Below are 18,563 nucleotides of genomic sequence, written 5' to 3'. Positions count from 1 at the left end.
TGCGAGGTGACGCCGTCAGGACATCGGGCGAGAAATCAGGCCTTGACGCGTACTTCCTTGCGGAGGTTCGTCGTCGTGTCCGCGGCATCGTCCAGGGAGGCGCCCTTGCCGGTCATGGCGCTCGCCATGTCCACCGGGATCACGATGCCGAGGGTGCTGTTGTCGCCCCAGATGCACACCGGCATACGGATCGACTTGGGCCCGGAGCCGCCGCCCTTGACCTCCGTCTCCTGGCACTTGAGGACCGCGCCGTCCGCGTCGAAGCTCTTCGGGCTGCCGATCAGCTTGCCCGTGGAGGTGGACGCGTCCTCCTTCTCCGACTCGGTCTTCATCTTGTCGAACATGCCGTCGACGACCTTGGACGGGTCGTCGATGTCGCCGTAGACGCCCATGAACTTGATCATCTTCTGCGCCAGCGGGTTGCTCTTGTCGCCCGACTGGTACTCGGCGTCCACGGGCTTGCCGTTCTTGACGCCGTCCTTCTCGGCCCTGGCCATGTCGTCGTCGTTGAAGCCGTCGCTGCCGCCGGCCTGCTTCTTGTACTCGGAGAGCACCGTCTCGGGCGTGACCAGCTTGTGCTTGCCGTCATCCGCCACCGCCGAGTTGCCGGCCGACGAGGAGCTGTCGTCCTTGCCCGCCGTGAACCACCAGACGCCGCCGCCGATCGCGACGAGGGCGACGACCGCGCCGATGATCAGGCCGGTCTTCTTGCCGCCGCCACCCGCCGGCGGGGGCGGCGGGACCTGCCCGTAGGGGCCCTGCTGCTGGCCGTACGGGCCCGGCTGCTGGGGCTGGCTGTAGCCGCCCTGCTGCGGGGGGACGCCCTGCGGGGGCTGCTGGGGGTAGCCGTAGCCGGGCTGAGGGGCCTGCGGCTGCTGGCCGTAGGGGCCAGGCTGACCCGGCTGCTGCCCGTAAGGACCGGGCTGCTGGGGCTGCTGCCCGCCGTACGGGCCAGGCTGGTTGTAGCTCATTGCGTGGGTTCCCCTCCGAACGCTTATGTGATGCCGACATCCTGACCGACACCAGAGCCTCGTGGGGGATCGGGCGGCAACCGTTACTCAAGAATCCGGTTTCGGGACGGGTCCGTGACACCTCTAAACTGGAGCGGTGACCGAGAAGACTCAGCAGCAGAATCCAGCGCCCACCACCGAACTGCCGACCCAGTACGCGCCGGCCGAGGTAGAGGGGACGCTGTACGAGCGCTGGGTAGAACGCGGCTACTTCTCCGCCGACGCGTCGAGCGAGAAGCCTCCGTACACCGTCGTCATCCCGCCGCCGAACGTCACCGGCTCCCTGCACCTGGGCCACGCCTTCGAGCACACGCTCATCGACGCCCTCACCCGCCGCAAGCGCATGCAGGGCTTCGAGACGCTCTGGCAGCCGGGCATGGACCACGCCGGCATCGCCACGCAGAACGTCGTGGAGCGCGAGCTCGCCAAGGAGGGCAAGTCGCGCCACGACCTGGGGCGCGAGGAGTTCATCGAGCGCGTCTGGAAGTGGAAGGGCGAGTCCGGCGGGCAGATCTCCGGCCAGATGCGCCGCCTCGGCGACGGCGTCGACTGGGACCGCGAGCGGTTCACGATGGACGAGGGCCTGTCCCAGTCCGTCCAGACCATCTTCAAGAAGCTCTACGACGACGAGCTGATCTACCGCGCCGAGCGCATCATCAACTGGTGCCCGCGCTGTCTGACCGCGATCTCCGACATCGAGGTCGAGTACCAGGACGACGACGGCGAGCTCGTCTCCCTGAAGTACGGCGAGGGCGACGAGACCGTCGTCGTCGCCACCACCCGCGCCGAGACGATGCTCGGTGACACCGCCATCGCCGTCCACCCTGACGACGAGCGGTACAAGCACCTCGTCGGCAAGCTCATCAAGCTGCCGCTGACCGACCGCTCGATCCCGGTCGTCGCCGACGAGCACGTCGACCCCGAGTTCGGCACGGGCTGCGTCAAGGTGACCCCGGCGCACGACCCGAACGACTTCGAGATCGGCCAGCGCCACGACCTGCCGAACATCGCGGTCATGGACGAGCACGCGGTCATCACCGTGCCCGGTCCCTTCCAGGGCCTGGACCGGCTCGAAGCCCGCTCCGCCATCGTCGGCGCCCTGCGCGCCGAGGGCCGCATCGTCGCCGAGAAGCGTCCTTACACGCACTCGGTGGGCCACTGCTCGCGCTGCAAGACCACCATCGAGCCGCGCCTGTCGATGCAGTGGTGGGTCAAGGTCGGCCCGCTCGCGAAGGCCGCCGGTGACGCGGTCCGCGACGGCAAGGTCAAGATCCACCCGCAGGAGATGGAGAAGCGCTACTTCGACTGGGTCGACAACCTCCACGACTGGTGCATCTCGCGCCAGCTGTGGTGGGGCCACCGCATCCCGGTCTGGTACGGCCCGAACGGCGAGGTCGTCTGCGTCGGACCCGACGACGAGGCGCCCACCGGCGAGGGCTGGACCCAGGACTCCGACGTCCTGGACACCTGGTTCTCCTCCGGCCTGTGGCCGTTCTCCACGCTCGGCTGGCCCGAGCAGACCGACAGCCTGGCGAAGTTCTATCCGAACTCCGTCCTGGTCACCGGCTACGACATCCTCTTCTTCTGGGTCGCCCGGATGATGATGTTCGGCCTGTACGCGATGGACGGCACCCCGCCGTTCCACACGATCGTGCTGCACGGCATGGTCCGCGACCAGTTCGGCAAGAAGATGTCGAAGTCCTTCGGCAACGCGGTCAACCCGCTCGACTGGATGGACAAGTACGGCTCGGACGCCGTCCGCTTCACGCTGGCCCGCGGCGCCAACCCGGGCGTCGACGTGCCGATCGGCGAGGACTGGGTCCAGGGCTCGCGGAACTTCGCCAACAAGATCTGGAACGCCACGCGCTTCGCGCTGATGAACGGCGCCACGATCGAGGGCGAGCTGCCGCCCGCGGAGCAGCTCTCGGCGACGGACCGCTGGATCCTGTCCCGGCTGAACGCGACGGTCGCCGAGGTCGACGCGTTCTACGACGACTACCAGTTCGCCAAGCTGTCGGACGCCCTCTTCCACTTCGCGTGGGACGAGGTCTTCGACTGGTACGTCGAGCTGTCCAAGACGACGTTCATGGGCGGCGGCGACGCGGCGAAGGTCTCAGGGCGGGTCCTCGGCGAGGTCCTGGACGTGACGCTGCGCCTGCTGCACCCGATCGTCCCGTTCGTCACGGAGACGCTCTGGACGACGCTCACGGGCCGCGAGTCCCTCGTGATCGCCGAGTGGCCGACCGACAGCGGCTTCCGTGACAGCGGCGCCGAGCAGGAGATCGAGACGCTCCAGCAGGTCATCACCGAGGTCCGCCGCTTCCGCGCCGACCAGGGCCTCCAGCCGGGCCAGAAGGTCCCGGCCCGCCTGACCCTGGACGGCACGGCGCTCGCCCCGCACGAGGCGGCCATCCGCCAGCTCCTGCGCCTCCAGCCGGAGGGCGAGGGCTTCGCAGCCACCGCCACGCTGCCGGTCTCGGGCGCCACGGTCGCGCTCGACCTGTCCGGCACGATCGACGTCGCGGCGGAGCGCAAGCGCCTCGCCAAGGACCTCGCGGCGGCCGAGAAGGAGAAGGCGCAGGCCACGGCCAAGCTCGGCAACGAAGCGTTCCTGGCCAAGGCGCCGGACAACGTGGTCGACAAGATCCGGGGCCGCCTCACCAAGGCGGACGCCGACATCAGCCGCCTCCAGGCCCAGCTGGACGGCCTTCCGCAGGCCTAGCCGCGCCGTCTCATGCCGTGGAGACAGGGCCCATGGAACCGACCGGTTCCATGGGCCCTGTCCCGTTCTCCGGTCCCGTCTCCTGCACGGGGATGTAGACCTGCTCGGGGATGCGCAGGCCCAGGCGCACCAGTTCCGCCTCGGCGAGCGCGTCGATGACCTCGGGGTCGCCGCCCCGCCAGCCCTCGGCGAGGCTGCCCGCGGTGGCGTCGGGGAGTTCGTACGCGGTCCGTGCGACCTCGTCCAGGGGGCGAAGCAGCGCGCGCAGAGCAAGGAGTTCGCGGCCGTCGGGGCTCGCGGCGAGGTCCCTCGCGGCGGCCGCCTGGCGGATCCAGCGCAGGCGGCGGGGGAGCCAGCTGTTGAGCACGAGGCCGACGGGGACGAGGAAGACGACGACGGCGCCCACGATCACCGCCGCGCGGACGGTCGCCGGGTCCCCGGCGCCCGCGGCGTCGGCGGCGATCCGCAGGACGGAGTCGACGCGCTCGCCGACCAGGGGCAGGCGGGACGGGTCGCCGATGGACGGGGCGGGGGTCTCCGGCGCGGGGCGCGTGAGCAGACCGGCCAGCCGGTGGGCGACGACGGCGGCGGCGGTCCACAGCGCGGTCCAGAGCAGGACCGCGCCGTCACCGAGCAGTTGACGGGTCCGTCGGCCGGGATTCTGGGCATACCACATGGTGTGATTTGACCCCCGGTGGCACCCTTTCGCGGGCCGCCACGCCGTTGCCCTGGACCCGACCCAACAAAGGTCATACATACGATAATTCGGGCGGGGTGGGGTGGGCGGCCCCGCCCGGCGCGGGCCTACGCGGCCGACATCACCCGCTCCAGTGCGTCGAAGTCCTCCACGCACTTGCCGCAGCCCATCGCCACGCTGTCCAGCGGGTCGTCGGCCACGAACACCGGGATTCCGGTGGCCGACGCCATGCGCAGGTCGAGGCCGGGGAGCAGCGCGCCGCCGCCCGTCAGGACGATGCCGTGCTCCATGACGTCGCCCGAAAGCTCCGGCGGGCAGACCTCCAGCGTCGTCTTCACCGCGGCGATCACCGCCTCCACCGGCTCGTCGAGCGCCGCCCGCACCTCGCGCACCGTGAGCTCCACCGTCTTCGGCAGTCCGCGCACCTTCTCGCGCCCCCGCACGGTGAACGTCCGCGACTCCAGCGCGTCGTCGCCCGGCACCGGCCACGCCGAGCCGATCGCGACCTTGATGTCCTCCGCGGTCCGCTCCCCGATGAGCAGCCCGTGCTCCTTGCGCACGTAGTTCGTGATCGCCTCGTCCAGGCGGTCCCCGCCCACCCGCAGCGACTGCGAGGTGACGACCCCGCCCAGGGAGATCACCGCGACCTCGCTCGTCCCGCCGCCGATGTCGACCACCATCGACCCCCGCGGATCGGCCACCGGGAGCCCCGCCCCGATCGCCGCGGCCATCGGCTCCTCCACCAGGTGCACGGCCCGCGCCCCCGCCCGCTGCGCCGCGTGCACGATGGCCCGCCGCTCGACCGGCGTGACGCCGCTCGGCACGCACACCACCATCCGCGTACGGGGGCGGCGGCCCGGAACCGCCTTGCGCACGAAGTGCCGGATCATCTCCTCGGCGGCTTCGTAGTCGCTGATCACGCCGTCCCGCAGGGGGCGGATCGCGGTGATGGAACCCGGCGTACGGCCGATCGTCTCCTTGGCCTCCGTACCGACGGCGAGGGCTGTCTTCGCGCCCTCCTTGACGGCGACCACGGACGGTTCGTTGAGCACGATGCCCTGCCCGCGGACGTAGAGAAGGGTGTTCGCTGTACCGAGGTCGATGCCTATGTCCATGATCGCCAAGTTTGCCCGGCGATCGAACGGATCGGCGGGACTTTGGTCCCGAATCGACCGGGACCAAAGTCCCGAGAGGTCCCGGCGGCGGCTGTCACACCCCGTCCGTAGACTGGCGTACGTGAGTGACCTCCCCCCGCCTGACAGCGAGCACCCCGACCGCGACGACCGCGACGACCGTTTCGACGAGATCGTCGGAGCCGAGACCGACCGCGACCCCGACCTCGCCGTGATCGAGGCGGGCAGCCGCACCCTGCGCACCCAGGCGGGCCCGCCCCAGGGCGACATCCCCTCCCGCCCCACCGACCCGGAGATCGACAAGGCGCTCCGCGAAGTCGAGACGGAGCTCGCGAGCCGCTGGGGAGAGACGAAGCTGGAGCCCTCCGTCAGCCGGATCTCCGCGCTGATGGACGTTCTGGGCGAGCCCCAGCGCGCGTACCCCTCGATCCACATCACCGGCACGAACGGCAAGACGTCCACGGCCCGCATGATCGAGGCCCTGTTCAGCGCCTTCGAGCTGCGCACGGGTCGCTACACCTCGCCGCACGTCCAGTCGATCACCGAGCGGATCAGCCTGGACGGCGCCCCCATCGAGGCCGAGCGCTTCGTGGAGACGTACAACGACATCAAGCCGTACGTGGAGATGGTCGACGCCAAGGAGGAGTACAGGCTCTCCTTCTTCGAGGTGCTCACGGGCATGGCGTACGCGGCCTTCGCGGACGCCCCCGTGGACGTCGCCGTCGTCGAGGTCGGCATGGGCGGCAGCTGGGACGCGACGAACGTGATCGACGGCTCCGTCGCCGTCGTCACGCCCATCGACCTGGACCACACCGACCGCCTGGGCAACACGCCGGGCGAGATCGCCGCCGAGAAGGCCGGCATCATCAAGCCGGACGCCACGGTCATCCTGGCCCAGCAGCCGGTGGACGCGGCGCAGGTGCTCCTGAAGAAGGCCGTCGAGGTCGACGCGACGGTGGCCCGCGAGGGCCTGGAGTTCGGCATCGTCTCCCGCGCGATGGCGGTCGGCGGCCAGCTCCTCACCCTGCGCGGTCTCGGCGGGGAGTACGAAGAGATCTTCCTGCCCCTGCACGGCGCGTACCAGGCGCACAACGCCGCCGTGGCGCTCGCCGCGGTGGAGGCCTTCTTCGGCATCGGCTCGCAGCACGCGCGGGCGCTGGACATCGACACCATCCGCAAGGCCTTCGCCTCGGTCTCCTCGCCGGGCCGCCTGGAGGTCGTGCGCACCTCGCCGACCGTCGTCCTGGACGCCGCGCACAATCCGGCGGGCGCCCGCGCCACCGCCGAGGCGATCAGCGAGGTCTTCGACTTCAGCCGCCTGATCGGCGTGGTCGCGGCGAGCGACGGCAAGGACATGAAGGGGCTGCTCGAAGCCTTCGAGCCGATCTTCGCCGAGGTCGTCGTCACGCAGAACTCCAGCCATCGCGCGATGGACGCCGACACGCTGGCCGGGCTCGCCGTCGAGGTCTTCGGCGACGACCGCGTCCAGGTCGAGCCGCGCATGCCGGACGCGCTCGAAGCCGCGATCACCCTCGCCGAGGAAGAGGGCGAGTACGCGGGCGGCGGCGTCGTGGTCACCGGCTCCGTCATCACCGTCGGCGAGGCCCGACTGCTCCTGGGGAGGGGCTGACTCCTGTGCGTACGCTCTGTGCTTCGACGCTGATCGGCGAGTTCTTCGTCATCGGCTTCGCCGGTCTGGTCGCCATGAAGGACCCGGACCTGTCGATGGGCACGGTCTGGACGGTCTGCGGCATCGCGATGCTGTTCAGCGTCCTGCTGTGCGGAATGATCACCCGGCCCGGCGGGGTGCAGCTGGGCTGGGCGCTGCAGATCGCGCTCATCGCGAGCGGGTTCATCGTGCCGATCATGTTCTTCATGGGCGCGGTGTTCGCGGCCCTGTGGTGGGCCTCGATCCACTTCGGCCAGAAGATCGACGAGGCGAAGGCAAGGTTCGCGGCGCAGGCGGAGGCAGAGTCGGGAGCAGAGGCGGGGGCGTAGTCCCTGCCCGGCGGGCGGGCTTCCGGGGCCGGAGGTAACGCGGTGTAGTGGGTGCCGGTATCGTGCCGGTCAACCCACACGCTCGTAGAAAAAATGCTTGGAGCCGCACATGACCCAGCGCACTCTCGTCCTGCTCAAGCCCGACACCGTCCGTCGTGGCCTGATCGGCGAGATCATCGGCCGTATCGAGCGCAAGGCGGGCTGGACGATCTCCGCGCTCGAGCTGCGCTCGCTCGACCAGGAGACGCTGGAGCAGCACTACGGCGAGCACAAGGGCAAGCCCTTCTACGAGCCGCTGGTCGCCTTCATGTCCTCCGGTCCGGTCGTCGCGCTCGTCGTCGAGGGTGAGCGTGTCATCGAGGGCGTGCGCGCCCTCGCGGGTCCGACCGACCCGATCGCCGCCGCGCCCGGCTCCATCAGGGGTGACTTCGGCACCATCGTCCGGGAGAACCTGATCCACGCCTCGGACTCCGAGGAGTCCGCCGAGCGCGAGCTGAAGATCTTCTTCCCGGCCGCCGTCTGAGCCTCCGCGGGGCCGTCCGGCGGCCCGCGCGGTCTCGCCTGGCGGACACAGGTAAAGAGTTCCGTAAAGACTTCTGACGCCTAGTCAGCAGGGCACGGCCCTGACCAGGGGTGGCCGAGAAAACCGGCCGCCCCTTGGCATATGCGCCCCAATTGGGGGAACCCGTGCCTCCGATGGCACGTCTCCAAGAGCGAGGCGGTGCATCATCTGCTGACAATGGCGAAGACCCTAGCGCCGTGTTCGTGCAGGCGAGACTACGATGTAAGCCTCCACGCCACACAGCACCCACCTCGCCTACCTAAAAAGCCATCAGACGCTCCAGGGAAGGCCAGACGCATCCTCATGGGGAACAACATGTCGTTCATCGGCCGTGACATGGCTGTCGACCTCGGGACCGCCAACACGCTGGTGTACGTCAGGGGTCGGGGGATCGTTCTCAACGAACCGTCCGTCGTCGCCATCAACACCAACACCGGTGGCATCCTCGCTGTCGGCGCCGAAGCCAAGAAGATGATCGGTCGCACGCCGGGCAACATCGTTGCCGTGCGACCGCTGAAGGACGGCGTCATCGCCGACTTCGAGATCACCGAGCGGATGCTCCGCTACTTCATTCTGAAGATCCACAAGCGGCGCTACCTCGCCCGTCCGCGTGTCGTCGTCTGTGTGCCCTCCGGCATCACCGGAGTCGAGCGCCGCGCCGTCATCGAGGCCTCGTCGCAGGCCGGCGCGCGTCAGGTGCACATCATCGAAGAGCCCATGGCCGCGGCCATCGGTTCCGGCCTGCCGGTCCACGAGGCCACGGGCAACATGGTGGTCGACATCGGCGGCGGCACCACCGAGGTCGCCGTCATCAGCCTCGGCGGAATCGTCACGGCACAGTCGATCCGGGTCGCGGGCGACGAGCTGGACAACGCGATCATCCAGCACATCAAGAAGGAGTACTCCCTCCTCCTCGGTGAGCGCACGGCCGAGCAGATCAAGATCACCATCGGTTCGGCGTACGACATGGACGCCGACGAGCACACCGAGATCCGCGGCCGTGACCTGGTCTCCGGACTGCCCAAGACCGTCGTCATCTCCGCCGCCGAGGTCCGCAAGGCCATCGAGGAGCCGGTCAACGCGATCGTGGACGCGGTCAAGACGACCCTCGACAAGTGCCCGCCGGAGCTTTCCGGTGACGTGATGGACCGCGGCATCGTTCTCACCGGAGGCGGCGCCCTGCTGCGCGGCCTCGACGAGCGTCTGCGTCGCGAGACGGGCATGCCGATCCACATCGCCGAGGACCCGCTGGACAGCGTGGCACTCGGCTCCGGCAAGTGCGTCGAGGAGTTCGAGGCGCTCCAGCAGGTCCTGGACGCGTCGCCGCGCCGCTGAGAGTGGCGTGAACCCGCTGAAAGGGTGTCCGCCGTACGAGTGCCTGTCACCTCGTGCGGCGGATCGTTGATATAGAGGGTTTAGAGGGCAAGGCATAACAATTCCGCGGCGTCCGCAGACGCCGCGGAATCGGATTGCATAGATTTGCTCAGACATACGCACAGTTGCTTAGACATACGCACAGTTGCTCGGACAAATGCAGTTGTTCATAATTCCAAGGATTTCCAACTGAGGAAGGCACGGCCGCCGCACGTGAGGGACACACGAGAGAGCCGGCTGCTCCTGGTGCTGCTGATCGCCATCGCGTTCGCTTTGATCACGGTGGACATCCGCGGTGGCGAGGACTCACCGGTCGACGGTGCCCGCCAGGCCGCCGCCACGGTCTTCGGCCCGGTCGAGGACGGCGTGTCGTCCGCCGTCGACCCGATCGGCAACGCCATCGGCGCGGTACGGGACTCCGGCGACCGGCACGACCGGATCGCGGAACTCGAGCGTCAGAACGCAGCGTTGAAGGCGAAGCTCGGCAGCGACGACCGCAACCGCAGCCGGGTCAGACAGCTCGACAGCATGCTCAAGAGCGCCGGCGCCGGTCAGTACGGCATCAAGGGCGCCGAAGTCATCGGCATAGGAGCGGCCCAGGGCTTCTCCTGGACCGTCACGATCGACGCGGGCGCCAACGACGGACTCAAGCGCGACATGACCGTCCTGAACGGCGACGGCCTGGTCGGCCGCGTCACCACGGTCGGCCCGAGCACCGCGACCGTCCTGCTCGCCAACGACCCCGACTTCACCGTCGGCACCCGCATGGAGAAGACCGACGAACTCGGCTTCGCCACCGGCCAGGGCGACCGCCCGCTCTCGGTGCAGATGCTCAACGGCAAGGCGAAGATCAAGAAGGGCGACCGGCTCGTCACCTTCGGTTCGCAGAAGGACAAGCCGTTCGTGCCGGGCGTACCGGTCGGCGAGGTCGTCCGCGTCGACCCGTCCGGCGGCGACCTGACGCGCAACATCTACATCAAGCCGTACGTCGGCTTCACCAAGCTGGACATCGTCGGTGTCGTCGTCGAAGCGCCCCGTGAGGACCCGCGCGACACGGTCCTGCCGAAGAAGCCCGCCAAGCCGAAGCCGACCCCGACGGTCACCGTGACGGCCACGCCGTCAGGGCAGCCCCCGGCCGACGACGCCGACAACGGCAACGAGCAGTAGGAGCACCGGAACCATGCGCTTCAACCGAATCCTGCTCTCCACCACCCTGATCGTCGTCGCCCTGGTCATCCAGGTCAGCGTCCTGGCCCGGCTGCAGCTGCCGGGCGCGGTGCCGGACCTGGTGCTGCTCACGGTGCTCGGCCTCGCGCTGGTCTACGGCCATGTGGGCGGCGCCCTCATCGGCTTCGGCGCCGGGCTCCTGGCCGACCTGGCCCCTCCCGCCGACCACGCGGCCGGGCGGTACGCCCTGGTCCTGTGCGTCATCGGCTACCTCGCGGGCCTTGCCAAGCCGGAGACCGGGCGCCTGCGGTCCGCCACCGGGCCGCTCGTCGTGGTCGTCGGCGCCGCCATCGGCTCGACCCTGCTTTACGCGGGCGTGGGCTCCCTCGTCGGGGACACCGCCGCCCGCCACGTGGGCCTGGGCGGGCTCCTCTTCACGGCCGCCCTGTACGACCTGCTGCTCGCGCCGTTCACGGTGCCGCTGATCATCGCGCTCGCCCGGCGCGCCGAGAACGACCCCCTGGGGGAGACCTCTCCGGCGACCAAGGCCACGGACGTCTCGGCCGGCTGGCTCTCCTCCGGCACCGGCCTGCGCATCGGCAACCAGCGCGGGGGCATGCGCATGAAGGCGGCCAAGGCACGCGTCGCGCGCGCCGGACGCATCAAGGGGGTCAAGCGCCTGTGACCGCAGCGCAGTTGGCCTCGTACGCGATCGGCCGCGCACACAGGTCGGTCGTGTACACGTACTACTCGTACACATACTGAGAGGGGGAGGAAAGCAGTGACCAACATCCCCGAGACCGGACGGACCCCAAGAGTCCAGATCCGCCTCATCGTCATCCAGATCCTTGTGCTCTCCCTCCTCCTCACCCTCGGCGGCCGGCTCTGGTACCTCCAGATCCGCAACGGCGAGGAGTACGCGGAGGAAGCCTCCGGCAACCACGTCCAGCAGGTCGTCGACCCCGCCGTACGCGGCTCGATCCTCGACGCCCGCGGCGTCCCGATCGCCGACAACGAGACCCGCCTCGTCGTCTCCGCGTCCCGCACCGACCTGATGAAGATGAAGGACGACGGCAAGGCGGCCCTCGCCAAGCTCGCCGACGTCCTCGGCATGACCACCAAGGAAGTCTCCGACAAGGTCCGCCTCTGCGACTCCAAGACCCCGCAGCCCTGCTGGAACGGCTCGCCCTACCAGCCGATCCCGATCACGGACGAGGCATCGCCCAAGCAGGCACTCCAGATCCGTGAGCGCGCGGAGGACTTCCCCGGCATCACCGCCGAGCCCACCGCCGTACGCCGCTATGCCGCGCCCGGCAAGTCCAACACCGCCCAGGTGCTCGGCTATCTCTCGCCCGTCACCGACGACGAGATCAAGAAGGCCGAGAACACCGACTCGCCGTTCCTGCGTTCCGACCAGGTCGGCCGCTCCGGCCTCGAGCGCACGTACGACGCGCAGCTGCGCGGCAAGGCCGGCGTCACCCGCTACGAGGTCGACAACCTCGGCCGCGTCATCGGCAAGGCCAAGGACGACCCGGCACAGCCCGGCGCGAACGTCGTCACCAGCATCGACGCGCGCGTGCAGGCGCTGTCCGAGTACTGGCTCAACGACGCGATGAAGAAGGCCCGCCAGGAGTTCGACAAGAACACCAACGAGAACTACAAGGCCGACGCGGGCGCCGTCGTCGTCATGGAGAACAAGACCGGACGCATCGTCTCCATGGCGTCCAACCCGAGCTACGACCCGAACGCCTGGGTCGGCGGCATCTCCGGCAAGGACTACACGCAGCTCACCGGCAAGAAGTCCAACTACCCGCTCCTGAACCGCGCCATCCAGGGCCAGGCGGCCCCCGGCTCGATCTTCAAGGTCATCCCGACGACGGCGGCGGTCAACGCGGGCTACGACTTCAACGGCAGCTACCCCTGCCCCAGCTCGTACTCCATCGGCGGCCAGACCTTCAAGAACTTCGAGTCCCAGGGCCACGGCAGCATCAGCCTCGGCCAGGCGCTCGAAGTCTCCTGCGACACCGTCTTCTACAAGCTCTCGCACGACCAGTGGGCCAAGGACGGCGGCAACAAGCCGAAGAAGGACGCCAAGGACTGGTTCTACAAGACCGCCCACCAGTTCGGCCTCGGCAAGGAGACCGGCATCGACCTGCCGAACGAGGTCACCGGACGCGTCCCGGACCGCCAGTGGAAGAAGGACTACTGGAAGGCCAACAAGGACGGCTGGTGCAAGCAGGGCAAGAAGGGCGGTGACTACGTCGAGAAGATCGCGTACGAGAACTGCCTCGAAGGCATGAAGATGCGCGCCGGTGACTCCGTCAACTACTCCATCGGGCAGGGCGACACCCTCGTCACGCCGATACAGATGGCGACGATCTACTCCGCCATCGCCAACGGCGGCACCCTCTACAACCCCACGGTCGGCAAGGCGATCATCAGCGCCGACGGCAAGCAGGTCCAGGAGATCGCGCCGAAGTCCCACGGCAAGCTGCCGATGGACAAGAAGACCCGCGACGACATAGACGGTGCCCTCGCCGACGTCGCCACCAAGGGAACGGCCGCCTGGCGGTTCGGCGGCTGGCCGCAGGACAAGATCCCGATGCACGCCAAGACGGGTACGGCCGAGGTCCACGGCAAGCAGACCACCTCGTGGTTCGCGACCTACACCAAGGACTACTCGATCGTCATGACGATCTCCCAGGGCGGTACGGGTTCCGGTGCGTCGGGACCCGCCGTCCGCAAGATCTACGACGGCATCTACGGCCTGGACGACGAAGGCAAGCAGAACGTCAAGAAGGCGCTGCTGCCCCAGCCGCAGAAGAACCTGCCGAAGATCGAGACCGACGGTTCGATCGACTCCCCGAAGATCAAGCCGTACAAGCCCGAGGCCCCCAAGCCCTCGGAGCAGCCGCAGGAACTGGCGGGCGCGCCCGCGAACGGGAGGCGCGACTAGTGGCCGGCAACAATGGCTTCTCCGTCTCCGGATACGGGCCCGAGCGCTCCTCGATGGCCTCCCGCGTGTTCGCCCGCGACTCGCTGGTGCGCAGGCTGGACTGGCCGATACTGCTCTCGGCGATCGCGCTCTCCGTGATCGGCTCCGCGCTCGTCTACTCGGCGACGCGCAACCGCACGGAACTGGTCGGCGACGACCAGTACTCCTTCCTGATCAAGCACGTCATGAACACCGGCATCGGCATCGCCCTGATGGCGGGCACGATCTGGCTCGGCCACCGCACCCTGCGCACGGCCGTGCCGATCCTCTACGGCATCTCGGTCTTCCTCGTCCTGCTCGTGCTCACCCCGCTCGGCGCGACCATCAACGGCGCGCACGCGTGGATCGTGCTCGGCGGCGGCTTCTCGCTGCAGCCCTCCGAGTTCGTCAAGATCACGATCATCCTGGGCATGGCGATGCTGCTCGCGGCCCGGGTGGACGCGGGCGACCGGGACCACCCCGACCACCGCACGGTCCTCCAGGCCCTCGCCCTGGCCGCCGTACCGATACTGATCGTGCTCCTCATGCCCGACCTCGGGTCGGTCATGGTGATGGCGATGATCGTCCTCGGTGTGCTGCTCGCATCGGGCGCCTCCAACCGCTGGGTCTTCGGGCTCCTCGGCACGGGCGCGGCGGGCGCGGTCGCCGTCTGGCAGCTCGGCATCCTCGACGACTACCAGATCGCCCGCTTCGCGGCCTTCGCCAACCCCGCGCTCGACCCGGCGGGCGTCGGCTACAACACCAACCAGGCGCGCATCGCGATCGGCTCCGGCGGGCTCTCGGGCACCGGCCTCTTCAAGGGCTCGCAGACCACCGGGCAGTTCGTGCCCGAGCAGCAGACGGACTTCGTCTTCACCGTGGCGGGCGAGGAGCTCGGCTTCGCCGGGGCGGGCCTCATCCTGGTCCTGCTCGGCGTCCTGCTCTGGCGGGCCTGCCGCATCGCACGCGAGACGACCGAGCTGTACGGCACGATCGTCGCCGCCGGGATCATCGCCTGGTTCGCCTTCCAGTCCTTCGAGAACATCGGCATGACGCTCGGCATCATGCCGGTGGCCGGTCTGCCGCTGCCCTTCGTCTCGTACGGAGGATCATCGATGTTCGCGGTCTGGGTGGCCGTCGGCCTGTTGCAGTCGATCAAGGTGCAGCGGCCGATGTCGGCCTAGGCCGGTCGGAGGTCTGCCGCGCGCCTGCGATCGCGTCTAGATTCGGTTCATGGCGGAGACGAAGCGCGAGATCGAGCGGAAGTACGACGTCGGTGCGGACGCGGCACTGCCCGACCTGACCGGTGTGGCCGGGGTCGCGGATGTCGTCCACAAAGGCGTCGTCGAGTTGGACGCCACCTACTGGGACACCCCTGATCAGCGCCTCGCCGCATCGTCCGTCACGTTGCGCCACCGCACCGGCGGCGCCGACGCGGGCTGGCACCTGAAACTGCCGGTGGCGCTCGCGGACGGGGTGCGGGACGAGATCCACGCCCCGCTCTCGCCGGACGTGCCGCGCTCGCTGCTCGGCCTCGTCCGTTCGCGGGTACGCGAGGCCGAGCTGATCCCCGTCGTGCGCCTGCTGTCGGCCAGGGATCTGCGCCACCTCGTCGACGAGCGGGGCGCGCTGCTCGCCGAGGTCAGCATCGACGGAGTGGTGGCCGAACGGCTCACCGGGAGCGGCGCCACCGCCGAGTGGTCCGAGGTCGAGGTGGAGCTCGCGGACGACGGCGATCCCGCACTGCTCGACAAGGTCGAGAAGAAGCTGAAGAAGGCAGGCGTGCGCCGCTCCGACCTGCCGTCGAAGCTGAGCAGGGCGCTGGCGGAGACGGCGGACGCCCCGCCCCGGGAGAACGAGGCGCGCGCGGTCAGGAGCGGGAAGAGCGACAAGAAGGCCGACAAGAAGGCCGACAGGAAGGCCGACAAGAAGGCAGGCAAGAAGGAAGCCGTCGCCGAGGCCGTCAAGGAGGCCGTCGGCGAAGGGACCGGGACCGCGGGCGACCACGTCCTCGCCTACCTCCGCGCCCAGCGCGACGCCCTCATCGCCCTCGACCCCGACGTCCGCCGCGACCTGCCGGACTCCGTGCACCAGATGCGGGTCGCCACGCGCCGGATGCGCAGCGCCTTCAAGTCGTTCCGCAAGATCCTGGACCGCACGGTCACCGACCCGATCGGCGACGAGCTGAAGTGGCTCGCGGGAGAGCTCGGCGTCGACCGTGACCAGGAGGTCCTGACCGAGCGGCTCACGTCCCGCATCGGCGCCGTGCCCAGGACACTGCTCCTGGGCCCCGTGCGCGGACGCCTGCGCATCTGGACCGTGGCCCGCCGCAGCGGCTCCCGGCGCAGGACGCTCGCCCTGCTCGACGGCAAGCGGTACCTCGCGCTCCTGGAGTCCGTCGAGGCCCTGCTCGCCGCCCCGCCGCTGCTCCCGGCCGCCGACGCACCCGTGGGCAAGGCGCTCCCCAAGGCCGTGCTCAAGGACTACCGCCGCCTCGCGGCCCGCGTCGAGCACGCCCTCGATCTGCCGCCGGGCGAGCAGCGGGACGTGGCCATGCACGAGGCCCGCAAGGCCGCCAAGCGCGCCCGTTACGCGGGCGAGGCGGCGACGCCCGCGCTCGGCAAGCCCGCCAAGCGGTTCGCCAAGCGGATGAAGGCCGTCCAGAGCGTGCTCGGCGACCACCAGGACAGCGTCGTCGCCCGCGACGCCCTGCGCACCCTGGCCATACAGGCCCACCTCGCGGGCGAGACCGCCTTCACCTGGGGTCTTCTGTACGGCCAGGAGGAGGCAGCGGCGGCGGACCGGGAGCGGGAACTTCCGGGGGTGTGGGCCAAGGCGTCCAAGGCGAAATTGCGGGCGGCTCTGAGCAGCTGACCGCCGGGGTACGCTTGATGGTCACCCCTGCCAGCTCATGAGAGACGCCGAGATGCCTGTCGAGTCCGTCTTCCCACGCCTGGAAGCGCTTCTCCCGCACGTCCAGAAGCCCATCCAATATGTCGGCGGAGAGCTCAACTCCACCGTCAAGAACTGGGACGAGTGCGACGTCCGCTGGGCGCTCATGTATCCCGACGCGTACGAGGTCGGGCTGCCCAACCAGGGCGTCATGATCCTCTACGAGGTACTGAACGAGCGCGAGGGCGTCCTCGCCGAGCGCACGTACAGCGTCTGGCCCGACCTCGAAGAGCTGATGCGGGAGCACAAGGTCCCGCAGTTCACCGTGGACAGCCACCGCCCCGTCGGCGCCTTCGACGTGTTCGGGCTCAGCTTCTCCACCGAGCTCGGCTACACGAACATGCTCACCGCCCTCGACCTCGCGGGCATCCCGCTGGAGTCCAAGGACCGCACGGTCGACGACCCGATCGTCCTCGCCGGAGGCCACGCCGCCTTCAACCCCGAGCCCATCGCGGAGTTCATCGACTGCGCGGTCATCGGCGACGGCGAGCAGGCCGTGCTCGACATGACGGCGATCATCCGCGAGTGGAAGGCCGAGGGCCGCCCCGGCGGCCGCGAGGAAGTCCTCTTCCGTCTCGCGCGCACCGGCTCGGTCTACGTCCCCGGGTTCTACGACGTCGAGTACCTCCCGGACGGGCGGATCGGCCGCGTCGTACCGAACAAGTCCGGTGTCCCGTGGCGCGTGTCCAAGCACACCGTCATGGACCTGGACGAGTGGCCCTACCCCAAGCAGCCCCTCGTGCCGCTCGCGGAGACCGTCCACGAGCGCATGTCCGTGGAGATCTTCCGAGGCTGCACCCGCGGCTGCCGCTTCTGCCAGGCCGGCATGATCACGCGCCCCGTGCGGGAGCGGAGCATCACCGGCATCGGCGACATGGTGGAGAAGGGCCTCAAGGCGACCGGCTTCGAAGAGGTCGGCCTGCTCTCCCTGTCCTCCGCGGACCACACGGAGATCGCGGACGTCGCCAAGGGTCTCGCGGACCGGTACGAGGAAGACAAGATCGGCCTCTCCCTGCCCTCGACCCGCGTCGACGCCTTCAACATCGACCTCGCCAACGAGCTGACCAGGAACGGCCGTCGGTCGGGTCTGACGTTCGCCCCCGAGGGCGGCAGCGAGCGGATGCGCAAGGTCATCAACAAGATGGTCTCCGAAGAGGACCTGATCCGCACGGTCGCGACCGCGTACGGCAACGGCTGGCGCCAGGTCAAGCTGTACTTCATGCTCGGCCTGCCCACCGAGACCGACGAGGACGTCCTCCAGATCGCGGACATGGCGGCGAACGTCATCGCCAAGGGCCGCGAGGTCGCGGGCAACGACATCCGCTGCACGGTCTCCATCGGTGGCTTCGTGCCCAAGCCGCACACCCCCTTCCAGTGGGCCCCGCAGCTGTCGGCCGAGGAGACGGACGCCCGCCTCACGAAGCTGCGCGACAAGATCCGCGGCGACAAGAAGTACGGCCGCTCGATCGGCTTCCGCTACCACGACGGCAAGCCCGGCATCGTCGAGGGCCTGCTCTCGCGCGGCGACCGCCGCATCGGCTCCGTCATCCGCGCGGTGTACGAGGACGGCGGCCGCTTCGACGGCTGGCGCGAGCACTTCAGCTACGACCGCTGGATGGCCTGCGCCGAGAAGACGCTGCCCGCCTTCGGCGTGGACGTCGACTGGTACACCACGCGTGAGCGCACGTACGAGGAAGTCCTGCCCTGGGACCACCTGGACTCCGGTCTCGACAAGGACTGGCTCTGGGACGACTGGCAGGACTCGCTCGACGAGACCGAGGTCGAGGACTGCCGCTGGACCCCCTGCTTCGACTGCGGCGTGTGCCCGCAGATGCAGACCGAGATCCAGATCGGCCCGACCGGCAAGAAGCTCCTGCCGCTGTCGGTGGTGAAGTAAGTGACGCGGCCGGAGCCGGTGGCGCGGGCGGGTGCGGCCCGCCTGGCCCCGCCCTCCGGCCGCGTGCACCTCTCCTT

The 18,563-nt window shown here is 69.3% G+C and carries 14 protein-coding genes; 11 read left to right on the top strand and 3 right to left on the bottom strand.

Annotation, left to right across the window (positions count from 1 at the left end; translation table 11 throughout):
* Positions 1-35 precede the first annotated feature (35 nt).
* Positions 36-971 (bottom strand): hypothetical protein, encoded by a 936-nt coding sequence (locus ABZ906_RS17765; RefSeq protein ID WP_361189007.1) that lies wholly within the window; start codon positions 969-971, stop codon positions 36-38.
* A gap of 136 nt (positions 972-1,107) precedes the next feature.
* Here ABZ906_RS17765 and ABZ906_RS17760 point away from each other — a divergent pair, with 136 nt between their 5' ends.
* A complete protein-coding gene (locus ABZ906_RS17760; protein WP_361382969.1) occupies positions 1,108-3,732 on the top strand; it encodes a valine--tRNA ligase in 2,625 nt (874 codons plus the stop codon).
* Between the two features lie 10 nt (positions 3,733-3,742).
* Here ABZ906_RS17760 and ABZ906_RS17755 read toward each other — a convergent pair whose 3' ends face one another.
* Both ABZ906_RS17755 and ABZ906_RS17750 read right to left on the bottom strand, forming a co-directional pair.
* Complete coding sequence (locus ABZ906_RS17755) at positions 3,743-4,408, bottom strand: hypothetical protein (protein WP_361189012.1); 666 nt, start codon at positions 4,406-4,408, stop codon at positions 3,743-3,745.
* A 128-nt stretch (positions 4,409-4,536) separates the two neighbouring features.
* Positions 4,537-5,544, bottom strand: a complete 1,008-nt coding sequence (locus tag ABZ906_RS17750) for a rod shape-determining protein (RefSeq protein ID WP_361189015.1) — start codon at positions 5,542-5,544, stop codon at positions 4,537-4,539.
* Positions 5,545-5,665: 121 nt separating this feature from the next.
* On the opposite strand from ABZ906_RS17750, the gene ABZ906_RS17745 reads away from it, so the two are divergent.
* From ABZ906_RS17745 to ABZ906_RS17700, 10 genes are all read left to right on the top strand, one after another.
* Positions 5,666-7,192 carry a folylpolyglutamate synthase/dihydrofolate synthase family protein gene (locus tag ABZ906_RS17745; protein ID WP_361189017.1) on the top strand — a complete coding sequence of 509 codons (1,527 nt, stop codon included), beginning with the start codon at positions 5,666-5,668 and terminating at the stop codon, positions 7,190-7,192.
* Between the two features lie 5 nt (positions 7,193-7,197).
* A complete protein-coding gene (locus tag ABZ906_RS17740) occupies positions 7,198-7,560 on the top strand; it encodes a DUF4233 domain-containing protein (RefSeq protein ID WP_361189020.1) in 363 nt (120 codons plus the stop codon).
* A 109-nt stretch (positions 7,561-7,669) separates the two neighbouring features.
* The gene (gene ndk / locus ABZ906_RS17735; RefSeq protein WP_361189022.1) at positions 7,670-8,083 is read left to right on the top strand and encodes a nucleoside-diphosphate kinase; all 414 of its coding nucleotides are present in this window, start codon (positions 7,670-7,672) and stop codon (positions 8,081-8,083) included.
* A gap of 354 nt (positions 8,084-8,437) precedes the next feature.
* Positions 8,438-9,457, top strand: a complete 1,020-nt coding sequence (locus ABZ906_RS17730) for a rod shape-determining protein (protein WP_160505014.1) — start codon at positions 8,438-8,440, stop codon at positions 9,455-9,457.
* A 252-nt stretch (positions 9,458-9,709) separates the two neighbouring features.
* Positions 9,710-10,663: a rod shape-determining protein MreC gene (gene mreC, locus ABZ906_RS17725; protein ID WP_361189025.1), complete on the top strand. Its 954-nt coding sequence runs from the start codon at positions 9,710-9,712 to the stop codon at positions 10,661-10,663.
* A 13-nt stretch (positions 10,664-10,676) separates the two neighbouring features.
* Positions 10,677-11,348, top strand: coding sequence for a rod shape-determining protein MreD (gene mreD, locus ABZ906_RS17720; RefSeq protein ID WP_361189028.1), 672 nt, complete (start codon positions 10,677-10,679; stop codon positions 11,346-11,348).
* A 96-nt stretch (positions 11,349-11,444) separates the two neighbouring features.
* Positions 11,445-13,619, top strand: coding sequence for a penicillin-binding protein 2 (mrdA, locus tag ABZ906_RS17715; protein ID WP_361189030.1), 2,175 nt, complete (start codon positions 11,445-11,447; stop codon positions 13,617-13,619).
* Complete coding sequence (rodA, locus tag ABZ906_RS17710; RefSeq protein WP_361189033.1) at positions 13,619-14,821, top strand: rod shape-determining protein RodA; 1,203 nt, start codon at positions 13,619-13,621, stop codon at positions 14,819-14,821. The genes mrdA and rodA overlap by 1 nt, the downstream gene beginning before the upstream one ends.
* A gap of 49 nt (positions 14,822-14,870) precedes the next feature.
* The gene (locus ABZ906_RS17705; RefSeq protein ID WP_361382966.1) at positions 14,871-16,511 is read left to right on the top strand and encodes a CYTH and CHAD domain-containing protein; all 1,641 of its coding nucleotides are present in this window, start codon (positions 14,871-14,873) and stop codon (positions 16,509-16,511) included.
* Between the two features lie 52 nt (positions 16,512-16,563).
* Complete coding sequence (locus ABZ906_RS17700) at positions 16,564-18,486, top strand: TIGR03960 family B12-binding radical SAM protein (protein WP_361189037.1); 1,923 nt, start codon at positions 16,564-16,566, stop codon at positions 18,484-18,486.
* Positions 18,487-18,563 lie beyond the last annotated feature (77 nt).

The organism is Streptomyces sp. NPDC046925 (genome assembly GCF_040644915.1).
In the GTDB taxonomy this organism is placed as follows: Bacteria; Actinomycetota; Actinomycetes; order Streptomycetales; family Streptomycetaceae; genus Streptomyces.
Note: the sequence above shows the minus strand (reverse complement) of the source record. Positions and strands in the feature narration are given on the sequence as shown.

What these genes read in the sequence shown, in the direction of transcription:
- ABZ906_RS17765 (WP_361189007.1), bottom strand. Translation starts at nt 971, where the DNA reads ATGAGCTACAACCAGCCTGGCCCGTACGGCGGGCAGCAGCCCCAGCAG.
- ABZ906_RS17755 (WP_361189012.1), bottom strand. Translation starts at nt 4,408, where the DNA reads ATGTGGTATGCCCAGAATCCCGGCCGACGGACCCGTCAACTGCTCGGT.
- ABZ906_RS17750 (WP_361189015.1), bottom strand. Translation starts at nt 5,544, where the DNA reads ATGGACATAGGCATCGACCTCGGTACAGCGAACACCCTTCTCTACGTC.
- ndk (WP_361189022.1), top strand. Translation starts at nt 7,670, where the DNA reads ATGACCCAGCGCACTCTCGTCCTGCTCAAGCCCGACACCGTCCGTCGT.
- ABZ906_RS17730 (WP_160505014.1), top strand. Translation starts at nt 8,438, where the DNA reads ATGTCGTTCATCGGCCGTGACATGGCTGTCGACCTCGGGACCGCCAAC.
- mreD (WP_361189028.1), top strand. Translation starts at nt 10,677, where the DNA reads ATGCGCTTCAACCGAATCCTGCTCTCCACCACCCTGATCGTCGTCGCC.
- ABZ906_RS17705 (WP_361382966.1), top strand. Translation starts at nt 14,871, where the DNA reads ATGGCGGAGACGAAGCGCGAGATCGAGCGGAAGTACGACGTCGGTGCG.
- ABZ906_RS17700 (WP_361189037.1), top strand. Translation starts at nt 16,564, where the DNA reads ATGCCTGTCGAGTCCGTCTTCCCACGCCTGGAAGCGCTTCTCCCGCAC.